The sequence below is a fragment of the Actinoalloteichus hoggarensis genome, assembly GCF_002234535.1.
Taxonomy (GTDB): Bacteria; Actinomycetota; Actinomycetes; order Mycobacteriales; family Pseudonocardiaceae; genus Actinoalloteichus_A; species Actinoalloteichus_A hoggarensis.
Genome location: NZ_CP022521.1, coordinates 2,620,448 through 2,638,714 on the forward strand (window position 1 = coordinate 2,620,448; position 18,267 = coordinate 2,638,714).

14 protein-coding genes are annotated in these 18,267 nt (G+C 71.2%); 10 read left to right on the forward strand and 4 right to left on the reverse strand.

The genetic code is table 11. From position 1 onward, the window contains the following. The first annotated feature begins 42 nt into the window (after positions 1–42). The 7 genes from carB to metK all read left to right on the forward strand — a co-directional run bounded on the left by carB (position 43) and on the right by metK (position 8,976). Entirely contained in the window at positions 43–3,348 is a 3,306-nt protein-coding gene (carB, locus tag AHOG_RS11555) for a carbamoyl-phosphate synthase large subunit (protein ID WP_093941362.1), read from the forward strand. Next, positions 3,345–4,193: an orotidine-5'-phosphate decarboxylase gene (gene pyrF, locus AHOG_RS11560; RefSeq protein ID WP_093941363.1), complete on the forward strand. Its 849-nt coding sequence runs from the start codon at positions 3,345–3,347 to the stop codon at positions 4,191–4,193. The genes carB and pyrF overlap by 4 nt, the downstream gene beginning before the upstream one ends. Before the next feature lie 1,006 nt (positions 4,194–5,199). Next, complete coding sequence (gene mihF, locus AHOG_RS11570) at positions 5,200–5,517, forward strand: integration host factor, actinobacterial type (RefSeq protein ID WP_069848754.1); 318 nt, start codon at positions 5,200–5,202, stop codon at positions 5,515–5,517. After that, positions 5,502–6,152: a guanylate kinase gene (gene gmk, locus AHOG_RS11575; RefSeq protein ID WP_211290635.1), complete on the forward strand. Its 651-nt coding sequence runs from the start codon at positions 5,502–5,504 to the stop codon at positions 6,150–6,152. The genes mihF and gmk overlap by 16 nt, the downstream gene beginning before the upstream one ends. After that, entirely contained in the window at positions 6,149–6,439 is a 291-nt protein-coding gene (rpoZ, locus tag AHOG_RS11580; protein ID WP_075740370.1) for a DNA-directed RNA polymerase subunit omega, read from the forward strand. Before gmk ends, rpoZ begins: the two co-directional genes overlap by 4 nt. Further along, positions 6,436–7,683 (forward strand): bifunctional phosphopantothenoylcysteine decarboxylase/phosphopantothenate--cysteine ligase CoaBC, encoded by a 1,248-nt coding sequence (gene coaBC, locus AHOG_RS11585; protein ID WP_093941366.1) that lies wholly within the window; start codon positions 6,436–6,438, stop codon positions 7,681–7,683. The genes rpoZ and coaBC overlap by 4 nt, the downstream gene beginning before the upstream one ends. Positions 7,684–7,761: 78 nt before the next feature. Further along, positions 7,762–8,976: a methionine adenosyltransferase gene (gene metK / locus AHOG_RS11590; protein WP_184450835.1), complete on the forward strand. Its 1,215-nt coding sequence runs from the start codon at positions 7,762–7,764 to the stop codon at positions 8,974–8,976. A gap of 606 nt (positions 8,977–9,582) precedes the next feature. On the opposite strand, the gene AHOG_RS11595 is transcribed toward metK, so the two are convergent. Beyond that, a complete protein-coding gene (locus tag AHOG_RS11595; RefSeq protein ID WP_157736770.1) occupies positions 9,583–10,113 on the reverse strand; it encodes a GbsR/MarR family transcriptional regulator in 531 nt (176 codons plus the stop codon). Between the two features lie 118 nt (positions 10,114–10,231). Here AHOG_RS11595 and AHOG_RS11600 point away from each other — a divergent pair, with 118 nt between their 5' ends. The 3 genes from AHOG_RS11600 (at position 10,232) to AHOG_RS11615 (ending at position 15,042) form a co-directional block, all read left to right on the forward strand. Beyond that, entirely contained in the window at positions 10,232–11,437 is a 1,206-nt protein-coding gene (locus AHOG_RS11600; RefSeq protein ID WP_093944375.1) for a cytochrome P450, read from the forward strand. A 13-nt stretch (positions 11,438–11,450) separates the two neighbouring features. Continuing rightward, positions 11,451–11,684 carry a ferredoxin gene (locus AHOG_RS11605; protein ID WP_093941367.1) on the forward strand — a complete coding sequence of 78 codons (234 nt, stop codon included), beginning with the start codon at positions 11,451–11,453 and terminating at the stop codon, positions 11,682–11,684. A 1,345-nt stretch (positions 11,685–13,029) separates the two neighbouring features. Then, on the forward strand, positions 13,030–15,042 hold the full coding sequence (locus AHOG_RS11615; protein ID WP_093941369.1) for a primosomal protein N': 2,013 nt from the start codon (positions 13,030–13,032) through the stop codon (positions 15,040–15,042). Between the two features lie 260 nt (positions 15,043–15,302). On the opposite strand, the gene AHOG_RS11620 is transcribed toward AHOG_RS11615, so the two are convergent. The 3 genes from AHOG_RS11620 to def are packed head-to-tail and all read right to left on the reverse strand — an operon-like array spanning position 15,303 to position 18,226. Then, a complete protein-coding gene (locus tag AHOG_RS11620) occupies positions 15,303–16,748 on the reverse strand; it encodes an RsmB/NOP family class I SAM-dependent RNA methyltransferase (RefSeq protein WP_093941370.1) in 1,446 nt (481 codons plus the stop codon). Further along, a complete protein-coding gene (gene fmt, locus AHOG_RS11625) occupies positions 16,745–17,674 on the reverse strand; it encodes a methionyl-tRNA formyltransferase (protein WP_093941371.1) in 930 nt (309 codons plus the stop codon). Before fmt ends, AHOG_RS11620 begins: the two co-directional genes overlap by 4 nt. Positions 17,675–17,680: 6 nt before the next feature. After that, positions 17,681–18,226: a peptide deformylase gene (gene def / locus AHOG_RS11630; RefSeq protein ID WP_093941372.1), complete on the reverse strand. Its 546-nt coding sequence runs from the start codon at positions 18,224–18,226 to the stop codon at positions 17,681–17,683. Positions 18,227–18,267 lie beyond the last annotated feature (41 nt).

Genomic DNA, 18,267 nt, shown 5'->3' on the forward strand with positions numbered 1-18,267 from the left:
TCTTCCGCGACGGATTCCGTCGCCTGGTGAGTGAGGGAATTCATGCCGAAACGGACTGACATAGGACATGTGATGGTGATCGGCTCCGGGCCGATCGTCATCGGTCAGGCCTGCGAGTTCGACTACTCCGGCACCCAGGCCTGTCGGGTGCTCCGTGAGGAGGGCCTGCGGGTCAGCCTCGTCAACTCCAATCCGGCGACGATCATGACCGACCCCGAGTTCGCCGACGCCACCTACATCGAGCCGATCACCCCGGAGTTCGTCGAGAAGGTGATCGCCGCGGAGCGACCGGACGCCCTGCTGGCGACCCTCGGCGGTCAGACGGCGTTGAACACGGCCGTCGCCCTGCATGAACGCGGGGTGCTGGAGCGGTACGGGGTCGAACTGATCGGTGCCGACATCGACGCGATCCAGCGTGGTGAGGATCGCCAGCTCTTCAAGGACATCGTCCGCTCGGTGGGCGGTGAGGTGCCCGGCAGCCGGGTGTGCCGTTCCATGGAGGAGGTGCGTGAGGCGGTCGGCGAGCTGGGTCTGCCGGTGGTGATCCGCCCCAGCTTCACCATGGGCGGTCTCGGCTCCGGCATGGCCCACACCACCGAGGAGCTCGAGCGGCTCGCCTCCACCGGCCTCGCCGAGAGCCCGGTCACCGAGGTCCTCATCGAGGAGAGCGTGCTCGGGTGGAAGGAGTACGAACTCGAGCTGATGCGCGATCACCGCGACAACGTGGTGGTCGTCTGCTCCATCGAGAACATCGATCCGATGGGCGTGCACACCGGCGACTCGGTGACCGTCGCGCCCGCGATGACGCTGACCGACCGGGAGTACCAGGAGCTGCGTGACCTGGGCATCGCGGTGCTGCGGGCCGTCGGCGTGGAGACGGGCGGCTGCAACATCCAGTTCGCGGTCAACCCGCGCACCGGCAGGCTCGTCGTCATCGAGATGAACCCGAGGGTCTCGAGGTCCTCCGCGCTGGCGTCGAAGGCGACCGGCTTCCCGATCGCCAAGATCGCCGCCAAGCTCGCCGTGGGCTACACCCTCGACGAGATCCGCAACGACATCACCGGCGAGACGCCCGCCAGCTTCGAGCCGACCCTGGACTACGTCGTGGTGAAGGTGCCGCGGTTCGCCTTCGAGAAGTTCCCGGGCGCCGACCCCACGTTGACCACGACGATGAAGAGCGTCGGCGAGGGCATGTCGATGGGCCGCAGCTTCAGCGAGGCCCTCGGCAAGGCGCTGCGCTCCATGGAGACGAAGTCCCTGAGCTTCTGGACCCGGCCGGACGCGCCGGAGGCCACCCTGGAGTCGACGCTCGCCGCCCTGCGTTCCGCGCACGACGGCGGCCTCTACACGATCGAGCGGGCGCTGCGGCTGGGCGCCACGGTCGAGCAGGTGCACGAGGTCTCCGGTGTCGACCCGTGGTTCATCGATCAGATCCTGGCGCTGGTGGAGCTGCGGCGAGAGGTGCTCGACGCTCCGGTGCTCGACGAGGGCCTGCTTCGCTCCGCGAAGCGGGCGGGGTTCTCGGATCGTCAGCTTGCCGCACTGCGGCCCGAACTGGCCGGTGAGGACGGTGTCCGGGCGCTGCGGCACCGCCTCGGAGTCCGACCGGTCTACAAGACCGTCGACACCTGCGCCGCCGAGTTCGCCGCGAGCACCCCGTATCACTACTCGGCCTATGAGGTCGATCCGGCTGCCGAGTCGGAGGTCACCGAGCAGCGCGACCGGCCCAAGGTGATCATCCTGGGCTCCGGGCCGAACCGGATCGGTCAGGGCATCGAGTTCGACTACTCGTGCGTGCACGCGGCGATGGCGCTGCGCGAGGCGGGCATGGAGACCGTGATGGTCAACTGCAACCCGGAGACCGTCTCCACCGACTACGACACCTCCGACCGGCTCTACTTCGAACCGCTCACCTTCGAGGACGTCCTGGAGGTGGTGCACGCGGAGCAGGCCTCCGGCACCGTGGTGGGCGTCGTGGTCCAGCTCGGCGGCCAGACACCGCTGGGGCTGGCCCGCAGGCTCGCCGAGGCGGGCGTGCCGGTCGTCGGCACCGCGCCCGAGGCCATCGATCTCGCCGAGGACCGCGGCGCCTTCGGCGAGCTGCTGGACGCGGCGGGCCTGCCCGCCCCGAGGTACGGCACCGCCACCTCCTTCGAGGGAGCGCGGCGCGTGGCCGAGGAGATCGGCTACCCCGTCCTGGTGCGGCCGTCGTTCGTCCTGGGCGGCCGGGGCATGGAGATCGTGTACGACGAGACGACGCTGGCCGACTACATCGCCAGGGCCACCGAGGTGACGCCGGAGCACCCGGTGCTGGTCGACCGCTTCCTGGACGACGCGATCGAGATCGACGTCGACGCCCTGTGCGACGGCGTCGACGTCTACCTCGGCGGTGTCATGGAGCACATCGAGGAGGCGGGCATCCACTCCGGCGACTCCTCCTGCACCCTGCCGCCGATCACGCTGGGCCGCACCGATCTGGAGCAGGTCCGCAGGCACACCGAGGCGATCGCCAAGGGCATCGGGGTGCGCGGGCTGCTCAACGTGCAGTACGCGCTCAAGGACGACGTGCTCTACGTGCTGGAGGCCAACCCGAGGGCCTCGCGGACGGTGCCCTTCGTGTCCAAGGCGACGGGTGTGCCGTTGGCGAAGGCCGCCGCCAGGATCATGCTCGGCGCCACCATCGCCGAGCTTCGTGCGGAGGGCATGCTGCCGCGCGAGGGCGACGGCGGCGAGCTGCCCGCCGACGCGCCGGTCGCGGTGAAGGAGGCGGTGCTGCCCTTCCACCGTTTCCGCACGCCGGAGGGGCAGGGCGTCGACTCGCTTCTCGGCCCGGAGATGAAGTCCACGGGCGAGGTGATGGGCATCGACGTCGCGTTCGGCCCGGCCTTCGCCAAGTCTCAGGCCGCCTCCTACGGTTCGCTGCCGACCTCGGGACGGGTGTTCGTCTCGGTCGCCAACCGCGACAAGCGGTCGATGGTGTTCCCGGTGAAACGACTCGCCGATCTCGGTTTCGAGGTGCTGGCGACCGCGGGGACGGCGGAGATGCTGCGTCGCAACGGCATCCGCTGCACGGTCGCCCGCAAGCACTTCGAGGGGCCGGGCAACATCGTCGACGAGATCAGGGCGGGCACCGTTCAGCTGGTGATCAACACGCCCTACGGCAACCCGGGACCTCGGGTCGACGGCTACGAGATCCGCACGGCCGCCGTGGCCAGGGACATCCCGTGCGTGACCACGGTGCAGGGCGCGGCCGCGGCGGTGCAGGGCATCGAGGCCTCCATCCGTGACGACATCGGCGTACGCAGCCTCCAGGACCTCCAGGCGGCACTGCGGAAGGGACGCGAATGATCACCACCTTCGGCGACCGGCTGAGCGCCGCGATGGCGGCCAGAGGCCCGCTCTGCGTCGGTGTGGACCCGCACCCGGCGCTGCTCACCGCCTGGGGACTGTCCGACGACCTGGCGGGCCTGCGGAGCTTCGCCGCGACCTGCGTGACGGCGCTGGCGGGCGAGGTCGCCCTGCTGAAGCCGCAGTCGGCCCTCTTCGAGGCACACGGCTCCGGGGGAGTGGCCGTCCTGGAGCGGTTGATCGCCGACGCGCGGGCCGCGGGCACCCTGGTGCTGGTGGACGCCAAACGCGGCGACATCGGCTCGACGATGACCGCCTACGCCAGGGCCTATCTGACCGAGGGCTCCCCGCTGGCCGGGGACGCGGTGACCCTGTCGCCCTATCTGGGCTTCGGCTCACTGGAGCCCGCGCTGGAGATCGCCCGGGCCACCGGCCGAGGGGTGTTCGTGCTCGCCAGGACCTCCAACCCGGAGGGTGCGTCGGTGCAGGACGCCCTGGTGTCCGACGAGAAGGGGACGCGCAGCGTCGCGCAACGGGTGGTCGACGCCGCGGCCCAGCTCAACGTGGGGGCTCCCCGACTGGGCGACGTGGGTCTGGTGGTCGGGGGCAACCTGCCGAGCCTCAAGCTCGATCTGAGCGGCCTCAACGGGCCGGTTCTGGCACCCGGTTTCGGTGCGCAGGGCGGAACGGTGGCCGACCTGCGTCGGCTGTTCGGCCCAGCCCTGCCGGGCGTGCTGCCGACGAGCTCGCGAGACGTCCTGCGGCACGGCCCGGACGTGGCCGCGCTGCGGCAGGCCGTGCGGGGGCTGCGGGCGGAGCTGGCGTCGGCCCCGGCCGGCGGCTGAGGGTTCCAGGACGCTTCGCGAGTCGGGGGTGGCGGGTTCCGCGGCGGCGAGTCCGGTGAATGGAGCCCGTCGACCTCGGTCGCGATGCCGTGGCCGACGCCTCGCGGTCGGTCCCCGCGTCGGCAGGCACCGCGTCGGCGGGCACCTCATCGATCGACTCGGGGTCGGCGTGCCCCGGAATCGGGCCCGTGCGTCGACCGGTCCCGACGTCGGTCGGCTCCGGCGTCGATCGACCTGCGCCGGCCCGTCCTGCGCGCGCCGTCTCGGCGCACCGATCGAAGCCCGGTCGACGTCGGGTTCACGGTGGTTCTCGGATCCGGTCGAGCCGCTGACCGTCGGCGTCCGCACATCGCCTCCGTGACGACGCGACGTGCCTCCCGGCCGGCCGTCGGGACCGTCGCCCCCGCATCCCGCGACCCGAGGGCGGCGGGCCGAGTGAGGCCGGTCCGTCCGACCCGGCCGACTCGCCCGGAACGGCGCGATTCCGGCTCCGTCGTGCGGCGGGCGCCCGACCGGTGGTCGGGACGACGGGGCGGTGCCGACCGGACGCGCCCGGCCTTCCGAGCGATTTCGAGCACCGTCGCCGGTGACCGGGCAGCCCCGGCGGCCCGATTCTCGTAAGGAGGGAGACGGCCGGGACTCGCGCCGATCGCCACGCCGTCCGGTCGGGTACCGAGCCCGGGGCGTCGCGGGCGGCGCGACGCGGACAGGACGACGCCCCGGCCTGCCCGCATCGGTCTGGCCAGCGACTTCGGTGTTCTCGGTACGTCCATCATGATCATCTTAACGCGCGATCGGGTTCCATCGATCGAGAGTGCTTCCGGCTTGATCGGCACCCTGGGTAATGAGCGCTCTACGCATGGCGGTAGCTTGTGCGCCCGCGCCACCGAAGGCGAACGCCCAGGTGAGAATCGCCTGGGTAGGCCGGACCCGTGTTGTGCCGCGTCAGACGCGGTCGGTACGGTCGCGGCACCGATCCAGAGGAACCCACACCACGGAGGAGATCGTGGCCCTTCCCCAGCTGACCGAGGAGCAGCGGGCCGCAGCATTGGAGAAAGCGGCTGCTGCCCGCCGCGCCAGGGCGGAGTTGAAAGAGCGCCTGAAGCGCGGTGGCACCACTTTGAAGCAGGTGCTCACCGACGCGGAAGCCGACGAGGTCCTGGGCAAGATGAAGGTGTCCGCACTGCTGGAAGCGCTTCCGGGAGTCGGCAAAGTCCGGGCCCAGCAGATCATGGAACGCTTGGAAATCGCGTCCAGTCGTCGTCTGCGTGGATTGGGTGATCGGCAGCGCAAGGCGCTGCTCGCCGAATTCAGCAGCGAGTGAGTGATTCATCAAGGAGGGGCCGGCTGGTGGTACTGGCCGGCCCCTCCGGTGTCGGCAAGAGCAGTGTGGTGGCCCGGCTCCGGGAGCTCATCCCCGATCTGTGGTTCAGCGTCTCGATGACCACCAGGGCGCCCCGCCCTGGCGAGGTCGACGGCCGGGACTACCACTTCGTCGCCGCGGAGCGGTTCGACCAGGCGATCGCCGACGGCGATCTGCTGGAGTGGGCCGAGATCCACGGCGGCACGCACCGATCCGGCACCCCTCGCAAGCCCGTGGAGGAGCGGCTGGCCCTCGGACGTCCGGCTCTGGTCGAACTGGATCTACAGGGCGCCAGAAGCCTTCGGGAAGCGCTTCCCGAAGCCCTCACCGTCTTCATCGCCCCGCCGAGCTGGGACGCGCTGGTGTCCCGACTCGTCGGCCGAGGCACCGAACCGGACGACGTCGTACGGCGGAGGCTGGAGACCGCGCGACGCGAACTCGCCGCTCAGGGCGAGTTCGACGTGGTCGTGGTGAACGAGGACGTCGAACATGCCGCGGAACAGTTGCTAACCTTGTTGACCGGGCCCGATCCGCGCGCAGCACGGCGGAACGGTGCCACGAGTCCGTCAAGCAGATCCCAGGAGTCAACCACGTGATCACCCCTGCCGAACTGGGCGCGCTGGGCGCGCCGCCGAGCACCGCTCTGGAGGGCATCACCAACCCTCCCATCGACGATCTGCTGGAGCAGGTCAGCTCCAAGTACGCCCTGGTGGTCTTCGCGGCGAAGCGCGCTCGGCAGATCAACGACTACTACGCCCAACTCGGCGAGGGCCTGCTGGAGTACGTCGGCCCGCTGGTCGAGCCCGGCCCGAGGGAGAAGCCGCTGTCGATCGCGCTGCGCGAGATCCACGCCGGAGTGCTCGAGCACACCGAGGGCGAGTGACCACACCGTCGTCTTCGCGGGCGGCGGAGTCCCGTTCGCCCGAGGTCGTGCTCGGGGTGGGCGGCGGCATCGCCGCCTACAAGGCGTGCGAGGTGCTGCGGCGCCTCACCGAGTCCGGTCACCTGGTTCGGGTCGTGCCGACCGCGTCGGCTCTGCGCTTCGTCGGCTCGGCGACCTTCGAGGCGCTCTCCGGGCGGCCGGTGCACACGGACGTCTTCACCGACGTCCCCGAGGTTCCGCACGTCCGACTGGGGCAGACCGCCGACCTGGTCGTGGTGGCGCCCGCCACGGCCGATCTGATCGCCAAGGCAGCCAACGGACTGGCCGACGACCTGCTCACCAACACGCTGCTCACCGCGCGGTGCCCGGTGCTGCTGGTTCCCGCGATGCACACCGAGATGTGGGAGCATCCCGCCACCAGGGCCAACGTCGCGACGCTTCGCGCGCGAGGCGTGGTGGTCGCCGAGCCCGCCAGCGGCAGGCTGACCGGCGCCGACACCGGCCGAGGCAGACTGCCGGATCCGGCCGAGATCGTCGAGCTGGCGCGGCTGCTGCTCGCCCGACGCGACGCGCTGCCGCGGGATCTCGACGGTCGCCGCGTGCTGATCTCGGCGGGCGGCACCCGCGAACCCCTGGACCCGGTGCGCTTCCTGGGCAATCGATCCTCCGGCAGACAGGGGTACGCCCTGGCGAGGGTGGCCGCCCAGCGTGGCGCGGAGGTGACCCTGGTGGCCGCGAACGCCGACCTGCCGGACCCGGCGGGCGTGCACGTCGTACGGGTGGGCAGCGCCGCCGAGCTGCGCGCGCAGATGCTGCGGCTCGCCGACGAGTCGGACGTGGTCGTCATGTCCGCCGCGGTCGCGGACTTCCGACCGGTCAACCGGGCCGAGCACAAGATGAAGAAGGGCGCCGCGGACCCCGACGCGCTCGAGCTGACCCGCAATCCGGACATCCTCGTCGAGCTGGTGGCAGGCCGTCGCCCCGGTGTCGTCGTCGTGGGCTTCGCCGCGGAGACCGGCGACGTCAGCGGCGATGTTCTGCATCACGGCAGGGAGAAGCTGCGCCGCAAGGGCTGTGACCTCCTGGTGCTCAACGAGGTGGGCGAGGGCCGGGCGTTCGAGACCGAGGACAACGAGGGCTGGCTCCTCTATGCCGACGGGCGAGAGCAGACGTTGCCGAGGGCGGCGAAATCGGAACTCGCGTCCATGGTGTGGGACGGAGTCTCCGCCCTGCTTCACGCTTGAGAATCCCTACGACGCCGATGGATACGCTGATCGCAACTCGAAGCGCCCGGTGAACTGGCGAACCGGGGCCGGAAGCGGATGGAGAGTCACGTGAGTCAGCACGCCCGCAGGTTGTTCACCTCTGAATCCGTGACGGAGGGACACCCCGACAAGATCTGCGACGCGATCAGCGATTCCATCCTGGACGCGCTGTTGAGCAGGGATCCGCGTTCGAGAGTCGCCGTCGAGACGATGGTCACCACCGGACAGGTGCACGTGGCGGGCGAGGTGACCACCGACGCCTACGCCGACATCCCGACGATCGTCCGCGAGGTCATCCTCGACATCGGCTACGACTCGTCCGCGAAGGGCTTCGACGGCCATTCGTGCGGGGTCAACGTCGCCATCGGCGCCCAGTCACCCGACATCGCCCAAGGCGTCGACACGGCACACGAGAGCCGGGTCGAGGGCTCGGAGGACGAGATCGCCCGGCAGGGCGCAGGCGACCAGGGGCTGATGTTCGGTTACGCCTGCTCGGACACTCCGGAGCTCATGCCGCTGCCCATCGCCCTGGCCCACCGCCTGTCGCGGCGGTTGACGGCCGTGCGGAAGAACGGCGAACTGCCCTACCTGCGTCCGGACGGCAAGACGCAGGTCACCATCGAGTACGCGGGCGACCAGCCGGTGCGGCTCGACACGGTCGTCGTCTCCACCCAGCACGCGGCCGACATCGACCTGGACCGCATGCTCGGCGTCGACGTCCGCTCCAAGGTCGTCGACCCGGAGATCGCCGACCTCGGTCTCGACGTCTCCGACGTCCGGCTCCTGGTCAACCCCACCGGTCGCTTCGTCATCGGCGGCCCGATGGGCGATGCGGGCCTGACCGGTCGGAAGATCATCGTCGACACCTACGGCGGCATGTCCCGTCACGGCGGCGGCGCGTTCTCCGGCAAGGACCCGTCCAAGGTCGACCGGTCGGCCGCCTACGCCATGCGGTGGGTCGCCAAGAACGTGGTCGCGGCGGGACTCGCGTCCAGGGTGGAGGTGCAGGTCGCCTACGCCATCGGCAAGGCGGCGCCGGTCGGCCTGTTCGTCGAGACCTTCGGCACCGAGACGGTCGATCCGCTGAAGATCCAGGCGGCGATCGCCGAGGTGTTCGACCTGCGGCCCGGCGCCATCATCCGCGACCTCGACCTGCTGCGGCCGATCTACGCGCAGACGTCGGCCTACGGTCACTTCGGTCGGACCGACTGCGACCTGCCCTGGGAGCGCACCGACCGGGCTGAGGCCCTGCGCTCCATCGCGGGGTCCTGACGACCCACCGGACGGCGTCCCGCAGCAGCACGTTCCAGCTCGATCGCACGACGCGATCTCGAGAAGCCGACACGGCGCTCGCCTCGATCTCGACGAGGTGGGCGCCGTTCGTCGTCTCCGGCGGCGTCTGCCGAGCATCGTGGGCCGTATCGGAGCACCGCGCCGAGCTGTGGTCACCTGCCGAACCCGTCGGCGGCCGGCCCACGGCGGGCTGACGTCGGCCGATCTCGACATGTCATCGAGCTGCGGTGTCCTTCGATGTGACGCACACCCTGGCCGGTACCGGTGTCGCGAGGCACGCCGGGACGGCGTCGCCACGGTGTGTGAGAAGCCTGAGAGTCGGCCGCGTAGCGACGCGGAGAACGAGGATTCGACGGCGGTTCGAGGTCTGGAGTCGTATGGCGAGGTGATCGGTCGGGCACGAGTCTCCGCGACGCCGAGCCCGTAGACCTTCCGGTCCGGCCGCCGGCTCCCTGCCTGCGGCGGCCCCGCGTGCTCGCCGAGGCCCGCGCCATCCGTAGAACCAGGTCAGAGCGATCGGAGTGCCTGCCTGAGGCGGTCTCCGGCCCGCCAGGAGAAGGACCAAGGATGGTGCGGGCTCGGTCCTCAGCTCGCCTCGGCCTTGCGCAGGTCAGCCTGGTGTTCAGCCCAGCGGTGCAGAAGTTTCGGCAGCTCGCCGCGAATGAACTCCAGGAACTCGTGTGTCTCTCGGAGACGTCGTCCGGCGGGAGTGCTCGGTCCCATGATCGCCATGCCGTCTCGCGCGTTCTCCTGCCACGTCAGCAGCCATTCGCTGCGTCGGGTGAGGAGCTCGGCCCACATGTCGTCGTCGACCCGATAGTGGTCCCGGCGTTGTCCGGGCTCTCGTTCGCGGATGACCATGCGGCTCTCGGTGAGGTGCTTGACCGCGCCCGAGATCGCGGGTGCTCCCGCGTTCAGCATGGCGGCCAGCTCGGCGGCCGTGCGTCGACCATCGTCGGCGATCAGGATCGCCGCGAACGCCCGCGCCGCCATTCGGGGAATCCCGCTGGCGGAGAAGCCGAGGGCGAGGCGTTCCAAGAGGCGGGCGACCTTGACGGGGTCGCGCTCTTCCGGTGTATGCGGTGGTCCGGTGTTGTGCAGGGTGTCGGGATTCATCCGCCGATGTTATCCAGTTCGAACACTTCACGAAATTCGCGAAGATGGAGTAGTGTGATCATCGGGCGACGCGATGAGGGCGATCCCGCTCTCCGTCGCCGCGGAGATGGAGTTCTCGATGACCGAAGACGCCGCCTTACCCGCCACGGTGACCCTGCCCACGGCACGGAATCACCCCTTCGACCCGCCGGCCGAGCTGATGCGGCTCCGGGGCGAACGACCGATGCACCCGATGGCCTTCCCCGACGGTCATCAGGGCTGGCTGGTCACCGACTACACCTTGATCCGCTCCGTACTGGCGGACCCGAGGTTCAGCGCCCGCCAGGAGCTGCGACACGTCCCCTTCGAACACGCACTGGGCAAGACGCAGCCGCCGCCCGCGGAGCCGGGCTCGTTCATCCGGATGGACGCTCCGGAGCACACCCGATACCGCAGCGAACTGACCGCGCAGTTCACCGTGCGGCGGATGCGCGCGCTGGAGCCGAGGATCATCGAGATCGTCGAGTCGCACGCCGAGTCGATGCGTGCGTCGGGGCCTCCCGCGGACCTGGTGTCCTCGTTCGCCCTCCCGATCCCCTCACTGGTGATCTGCGAGCTGCTCGGCGTGCCCTACGACCGGCGGGCCGTCTTCCAGGGCGCGACCCGTGACCTGCTGCTTCTGGACACGACCCCGCAGGACTTCGCCGCCGCGTTCGCGAGCATCGAGGGCTTCCTGACGGAACTGATCACCGCCAAGCGCGCCGACCCGACCGACGACATCCTCGGCGGGCTGATCAGCGACACCGAGTTCACCGATCAGGAACTGCGCAACATCGCTCTCGTGCTGCTGGTCGCCGGACACGAGACCACCGCGAACATGCTCGGCCTCGGCGCCATGGCGCTGCTGAGCAACCCGGATCAGCTGGCGCTGTTGCGCGCCGATCCGACGTTGATCGACGGCGCGGTCGAGGAGCTGCTGCGTTACCTGTCGATCATCCAGTTCGGCACGATGCGCGCCGCGTTGGAGGACGTCGAACTCGGCGGCGAGACCGTCACCGCGGGGCAGACGTTGATCCTCTCGATCCCGGCGGCCAACCGCGACCCCGAACGGTTCGACGACCCGGAGCGGCTCGACGTGACCCGAAGCTCGACCAGGCATCTCTCCTTCGGACACGGCATCCACCAGTGCCTTGGCCAGCAGCTTGCCAGGGTGGAGATGCGAGTCGGATTCGGTACGCTGCTGCGCGAGTTCCCCGACCTGCGGTTCGCGGTGGAGCCGCACGAGGTGCCGCTGCGCACCGACATGGCCATCTACGGCGTGCACAGCCTGCCGGTGACCTGGTAAGGAGACGGCGTCGATGAGGGTCGAGGTCGACAGGGATCGTTGCGTCGGGGCAGGCATGTGCGTCCTGACCTGTCCCGAGGTGTTCGATCAGGACGAGGAACAGGGTCGGGTCCTGTTGCTGGCGGCCGCTCCCGGTCCGGAGCGGCGGCCCGCCGTGACGGAGGCCGCGGAGGTCTGCCCGTCCGGGGCGATCACCGTCCATCCCGACGGAACGAGGGCACCGGCAGACACGCCGGGGCGGGCCTGACGACGAGTGCCTCGTCGTCAGCCGCGATCCCGCGTCGTACCGTGCGGGCCGCGACTCGCCGACGCGGATGGTCTCCACGGTCGAGGCGGCCTGCCCGGCGGTCGGCCTGCGTCGCCACGGGGCACGGGATCGCACGCTGCGAGCTGAACCAGGTCCGCACGGTGCCGAATCCGTCGCGCGGACCCAGGTCGCCGTTCCCGGACAGGCTCCGGCCCGGCGATCACGTCGGTGAGGCGGTCGCCGCGGGCGTGGGCCGTCCGTCGGGTCTGCTCGGCACGGCGGCGGGCGCGGGGACACGGCGCCCCGCGCCCGTCGTCCGCCCCGCCCCTCGACGACGGTGTGCCGCGCCGGACGTCCGTCGTGGCGGCGCGGCAGGCTGCCGAGACCGTGCCTCGGCGGAATCCGTCATTCCGCGACCCTCGCCGGGAGGGCGGTGCCGGATCTCGTCCGCCGTCGACCGACGGCGGACCCCGCACCGTCGAGGATCCACGTGCCTGCGGCGGCGCGCTGACGGGCGATCCTCGATACCTTGCACCTGCCCGTCGACGCGACGATTCGACTTCGATCGATGCGTCGGCGGGCACACCGCGCCGCTCGAGCCGCCGCCGACATCGTCGAAGGCCACGCACCGCGGCAGGTTCGTCCTCCCCGGGCCATACGCCCGAACACGAGCCGGTCCACCGCTCGCGATGACCATCGCGAGGAGTGGGGCGGCTTCGAGACGCTCGACGTCTGCCGTCGTCTCCGGATCGGTCGCCTCCGCGCGCCGGACGACACCGCCTCGCCGCGGTCGGCGGCTACGGCTTGCCGGGTCTGTCCGGGCAGGCACGGTCGATGGCGGTCGACGAGCACTCGGCCGCGACCGATCGGGCACGGCGCGGCGAGACCGCTCGCAGACTCGGCTCGGCGAGGCGTCCCCGGCATCCCGCCGTCGTTCCGGAACCGGATCGTGGCGCCGCGAAGCCCCACACGATGTGCTCTGCCCGGGTGGGCGCCGTCCGCGATACGGGCGTGGCAGGGACCCGGAGTCCGGTCGGCCGGCAGGCGGTCCTCGCACCGGTACTGCCAACACCGCGTCGGAGTCGCCGACGCCCGACAGCTCGGATACCACGGCCGAACCCGCCCTGACCCGGCTGCCTGGTCGACGTCGAGGCCGCCGAGAACGACCAGCGGTGCCGTGCCCGCGTACGTCATCGGCACATCGTGTCGAGGCAGGCGTGCGTCGCCGACGGCTCGATCCACGATCGCGGAGCGACCGTCGCCCGGCGGCCCGGGAACGGGCACCGGCACGAAGATCAGTGAGGCAGCACGGACATGGTCCGTCGGGTCTGGTAGACCCGACGCCATGGCACGGTCGACGACTCCGCGACGCGGGGAATGGCAGCGAGCATCGACCGACTCGGTCGCCAGGGTGTGCGTGAACCTTCCGCTCGCCCATCTCGACCACACCTTCGACTACCGCGTACCCGCTCATCTCGACGAGCAGGCCCGACCCGGCGTCCGGGTCCGCCTGCGCTTCGCGGGACAGGTCGTCGACGGCTACCTGCTCGATCGAACCGAGGAGTCCGACTTCGACGGGAAGCTGCTGTGGATCGACAAGGTCATCTCGGCGGAGCCCGTGCTCAGCCCCGAGGTCGCGACGCTGGCCAGAGCCGTCGCGGACCGCTACGCGGGCACCTTGACCGACGTCCTCCGGCTCGCCATCCCGCCACGGCACGCGGCCGTCGAGAAGGAGGAGAGCCCACCCGCCCCCGAGGTGCCCCCGCGCCCCGACGCCGCGGGCTGGCGGCGGTATCAGCACGGCGAACAGCTCATCGGCGCACTGCACGCCGGGAAGCCCGCACGAGCCGTCTGGCAGCCGCTGCCCGGTGAGGACTGGCCCCTCCGACTCGCCGAGGCGGCCGTCTCGGTCGCCGCGACCGGTCGAGGCACCGTCATCGTGGTGCCCGACCAGCGAGACGTCGTCCGCGTGACCGCCGCCTGCACGGCGCTCTGCGGAGCGGATCAGGTCGTCGCGCTGTCGGCGGGACTCGGCCCGGCCAAGCGCTACCGCCGCTGGCTGGCGGTGCGGCGCGGAACGGCACGCATCGTGGTCGGCACCAGATCGTCGGCCTTCGCCCCGGTCGCCGACCCCGGTCTCTTCATCGTCTGGGACGACGGTGACGACGTGCACTCCGATCCGCACGCGCCCTACCCGCACACCCGCGAGGTGCTGGGCCTGCGGGCCCAGCTCGTCGATGCCGGGATGATCGTCGCAGGCTTCCCCCGGACCGCGGAGGCACAGCTGTTGGTGGAGACCCGTTGGGCCCACGAGGTCATCGCCACCAGAGCCGCGGTGCGTGCAAGCGCCCCGCGAGTCGTCGCCGTCGGGGCCAGCGCCGAGCAGGAGGCACGTGACCCCGCGGCACGCAGTGCCCGGCTGCCCGGCATCGCCTTCGAGGCGGCGAGAGCCGCGCTGTCCGCGGGCGCCCCCGTGCTGGTCCAGGTCCCTCGGCGTGGCTACGTTCCGACGCTGGCCTGCGGGCAGTGCCGGTCCCGAGCCCGGTGTCGACGCTGTGCGGGTCCGCTGGCGCTGCCGGGTTCGTCCGACGGGGAGCCCCGACCGGCCGCCTGCCGCTGGTGCGGGGCCACCGAGGCGGGTTTCCGGTGTCCGGACTGCGGGTCGCGCAGGCTGCGCGCCGTCGTCGTGGGGGCAGGGCGTACCGCGGAAGAACTCGGACGGGCGTTCCCCGGTGTCGTCGTCCGAACCTCGGGCGGCGCGGCCGTGCTCGACACGATCCCGGCAGGGCCCGCGCTCGTGGTCTGCACGCCGGGAGCGGAACCGCTGGCACCCTGCGGGTACGGCGCCGCGTTGCTGCTGGACGGCTGGGCGCTGCTGACCAGGCCCGACCTGCGCGCGGAGGAGGAGGCACTCCGCCGATGGCTGTCGGCCGCCGCCCTGGTGCGGTCCGCCGAGGACGGCGGCCGGGTCGTCGTCATGGCCGAGTCCGCTCTGCCGCCGGTCCAGGCGCTCGTCTGGTGGGATCCGGTCCGGCACGCGACCGCCGAACTCGCGGGCCGACGAGAACTGGGCTTTCCACCCGCGGCACGGATGGCGGTGCTTGACGCCGTCCCACAGGCCGTGGAACAGGTACAGGGGCTGCTTCGACTCCCCGAGGGGACCGAAGTGCTCGGACCGGTGCCGCTGCGCGAGGTGGACGCCGACGGAGCGTCTGGGCGAGAACGGCTGCTGCTGCGGGCCCCCCGCGGCCAGGGACGTGCCCTGGCCGCCTCGGTCGCCGAGGCGATGGCCATCCGCACCGCTCGCAGAGAACCGGATGTCATCCGTGTCCGAGTCGACCCCCTCGACCTCGTCTGAGCGTCGGTCCCTCGGCGGGGACGGGCGTGGTGGCAGGGGAGCCGGTCCTGTCCCGGGCCGCCCGGCGCGACTCCGCTCCGCGGACTCGAGCGTGCCGGGGCAGCCGAGACGCCGAGGAATACGGTGCCCTCCTCACAGGGCCCGGCGCGGGCGGGGAGACAGGACCGGGGGCGAGCCCGCGCCTACGGAGGCCTTCGAGGCACCGACCGAGGGCCTCCACACCTGGACCCGTGTTCCCGCCGGACTACACGTCGTCATCGTCACGCGGTCGGCGCGGCGGCCTCCCGCCGGAACAACGCACAGAACATGGCGTCGGTGCCATGGCGATGAGGCCACAGCTGGACACCTGGTCCGTCGCCCAGGGCGGGCACGTCCGGAAAGAACGGCCTGGCATCGAGCTGAACCACGCCCGGAAGTCGTGCTGCCTGCCGCGCCACCTCGACCGTCTCGGACAGGTGCGGCGAGCACACCACGTAGGCCACCACCCCGCCCGGACGCACCAGCTCGAACGCCGCTCGAAGCAGCTCGCCCTGCAACCGGGCCAACTCCGCGACGTCCGACGGCCTGCGTCGCCACCGAGCCTCCGGCCTGCGCCGCAACGCGCCGAGCCCGGTGCACGGAGCATCGACCAGAACGCGATCGAAGCCGCCGGCAGGCAGCCCGCTGTCTCGGCCGTCGCCGACGTGCACGGTGACCGGCAGCTCGCGCACCAGCGAACGGATCAGGTCGGCCCGGTGCGCGGCGGGCTCCACGGCGTCCAGCGTGCCGCCGTCGAGACTGACCAACGCGCCCAGCAGGGCGGCCTTCCCCCCCGGTCCGGCACACAGATCGAGCCATCGAAGATCCGAACCCTCGGCCGGCGGCCGGGTCAACGCCAAGGCCGCGAGCTGACTGCCCTCGTCCTGCACGCCCGCGAGTCGTTCCCGGACCGGTTCCAGATCCGCTGGATCGCCGGCACCGGCCTCAAGCCGGACGCCGTAGGGTGAATACGGGGCCTCGTCGCCGCCCGTGACGGCGGCGAGCTCAGCCGAGCTGATCTCGCCGGGGCGGGCCACCAGGTGCACCGCAGGTCTCGCGTCGTCGGCGGCCAGCGCCTCGGCGAGCTCGTCGCGGGCATCGCCGAGCGCCGCGGCGAAGGCCTCCGCCACCCACCTCGGATGGGCATGACGCAGCGCCAGATGTCCGATCGGATCGGATGTCGCGTCGGGGGCGAGAAGTTCCACCCACTCGTCCTCGGTTCGTTCCGAGACCCGACGCAGCACCGCGTTGGCGAAGCCCGCCGCGCCGCTGCCCGCTCGACCACGAACCAGCTCCACCGTGGCCGACACGGCCGCATGAGTCGGAATCCGGGTGCGCAGCAGCTGATAGCACCCCAGCCGCAGGGCATCGAGGACGACACCGTCGATCTCGTCGACCGGCCGGTCACTGCAGTCGCCGAGCACCGTGTCCAACAGACCGAAGGCCCGACAGGCACCGTAGGTCAGCTCGGTGGCCAGCCCCGCGTCTCGGGTCGTCAGCCGCCGATCCCGCAGCAGTCTCGGCAGGACCAGATTCGCGTAGGCGTCCTTCTCCCGTACCGCCGTGAGGGTGTCCAACGCGGCATCCCGGGCGGCGTCCTGAGTGGGCGGGCGACGAGGGCCCTGCCTGCCTCGCGGCGGCCCGGAAGGCCCTCCGCGACGGTCTCTTCTCGCGGGTGACGGGCTCATCGCAGCTCCTCGCCTTCGTCCATGCGTACGCCTCGTGCCCAGTCGGTCGCCGCCATCCGCCGTTTCCCCTGCGCCTGTACATCGCCCAGCGCCACCGGGTCGGTCGCCGTCCCGACCAGCACCCGCTTGCGCTCGACCAGGATGCGACCCGGAGGCAGCGGCTCGTCGACCACCACCGGAAGCACCGGTCCGAGCTTGAGCCGCTCGCCGCGGAACAGCGCCCACGGGCCCGGGTCGGGCGTCAACGCCCTGGCGGCACGGTCGACCGCCAGCGCAGGCTGCGAGAAGTCCAGCCGGGCGTCCTCCACGGTGATCTTCGCGGCGTAACTGACGCCGTCGGACGGCTGCTCCTGCGCCGACACGGTGCCGTCCTCGATGCCGTCGAGAGTCGCGCTCAGCAGCCGCGCTCCCGATTCGGCGAGCCTGCCCAGCAGGTCGCCCGCCGTGTCGCGCCTGCCGATCCGCTCGGTGACCACGCCGAACACCGGCCCCGCGTCGAGCTCCTTGACGATGCGGAACGTGCTCGCCCCGGTGATCTCGTCACCCGCGCGGATCGACGCCTGGACCGGCGCCGCCCCGCGCCAGGCAGGCAGCAGTGAGAAGTGCAGGTTGATCCAGCCGTGCCGGGGGACGGCCCTGGCGGCCTTCGGCAGCATGGCGCCGTAGGCGACGACCGGGGCGCAGTCCGGTTCCAGCTCCGTCAGTCGTTCCAGGAACTCGGGATCACCGGCCTTCGTCGGCGTCAACACCTCGATGCCGTGTTCCTCCGCCAGCGCGGCCACGGGCGAGCGCAGCAGCCGACGGCCTCGGCCCGCGGGCGCGTCCGGTCTGGTCACCACCGCCACGATCTCGTGGCGTGCCGAATCGATCAGGGTGCGCAGTGCCGGGAGCGCGGGCTCCGGGGTGCCCGCGAAGACGAGTCGCATGGTCGGTCAGTACCTCCGTGCCAGTGCGGGCGAGGACTCCTCCGCGGAGAGGTCCTCACCGTCGAACCAGGCAGTCTGTCGGATGTCCCGCATCACACGGGCGGCCCTCTCCGAGGAGAGTCGATCGATGTAGAGGACACCGTCGAGATGATCCAGCTCGTGTTGCAGGCACCGTGCCAGCAGCCCCTCGCCCTGAATCTGGATCTTCTCGCCGTGCATGTTCCAGCCGGTCGCCAAGACACGATCAGCCCGCCTGCACGGGCTGCTCATACCGGGAACGGACAGGCAGCCCTCCGGCTCCTCGTCGAGATCGTGCCCCAGCAGCCGCACCGTGGGATTGACCAGGTGCCCGGCGTGTCCCGCACAGTGATAGGCGAAGACGCGAAGGCTCACGCCGATCTGCGGCGCGGCGACCCCCGCACCGCCCTGCTGCTCCATGGTGTCCCAGAGATCCTGGACGAGGCCGCGGAGCGCCTTGTCGAAGTCGACGACCTCCCGAGCTCTGGCGCGGAGCACCGGATCACCGAAGAACGTGATGGGCTGGACGGACACGAGGCTCCTCGTCCCAGGGGGACACTCGCCGGGTCGTTGGT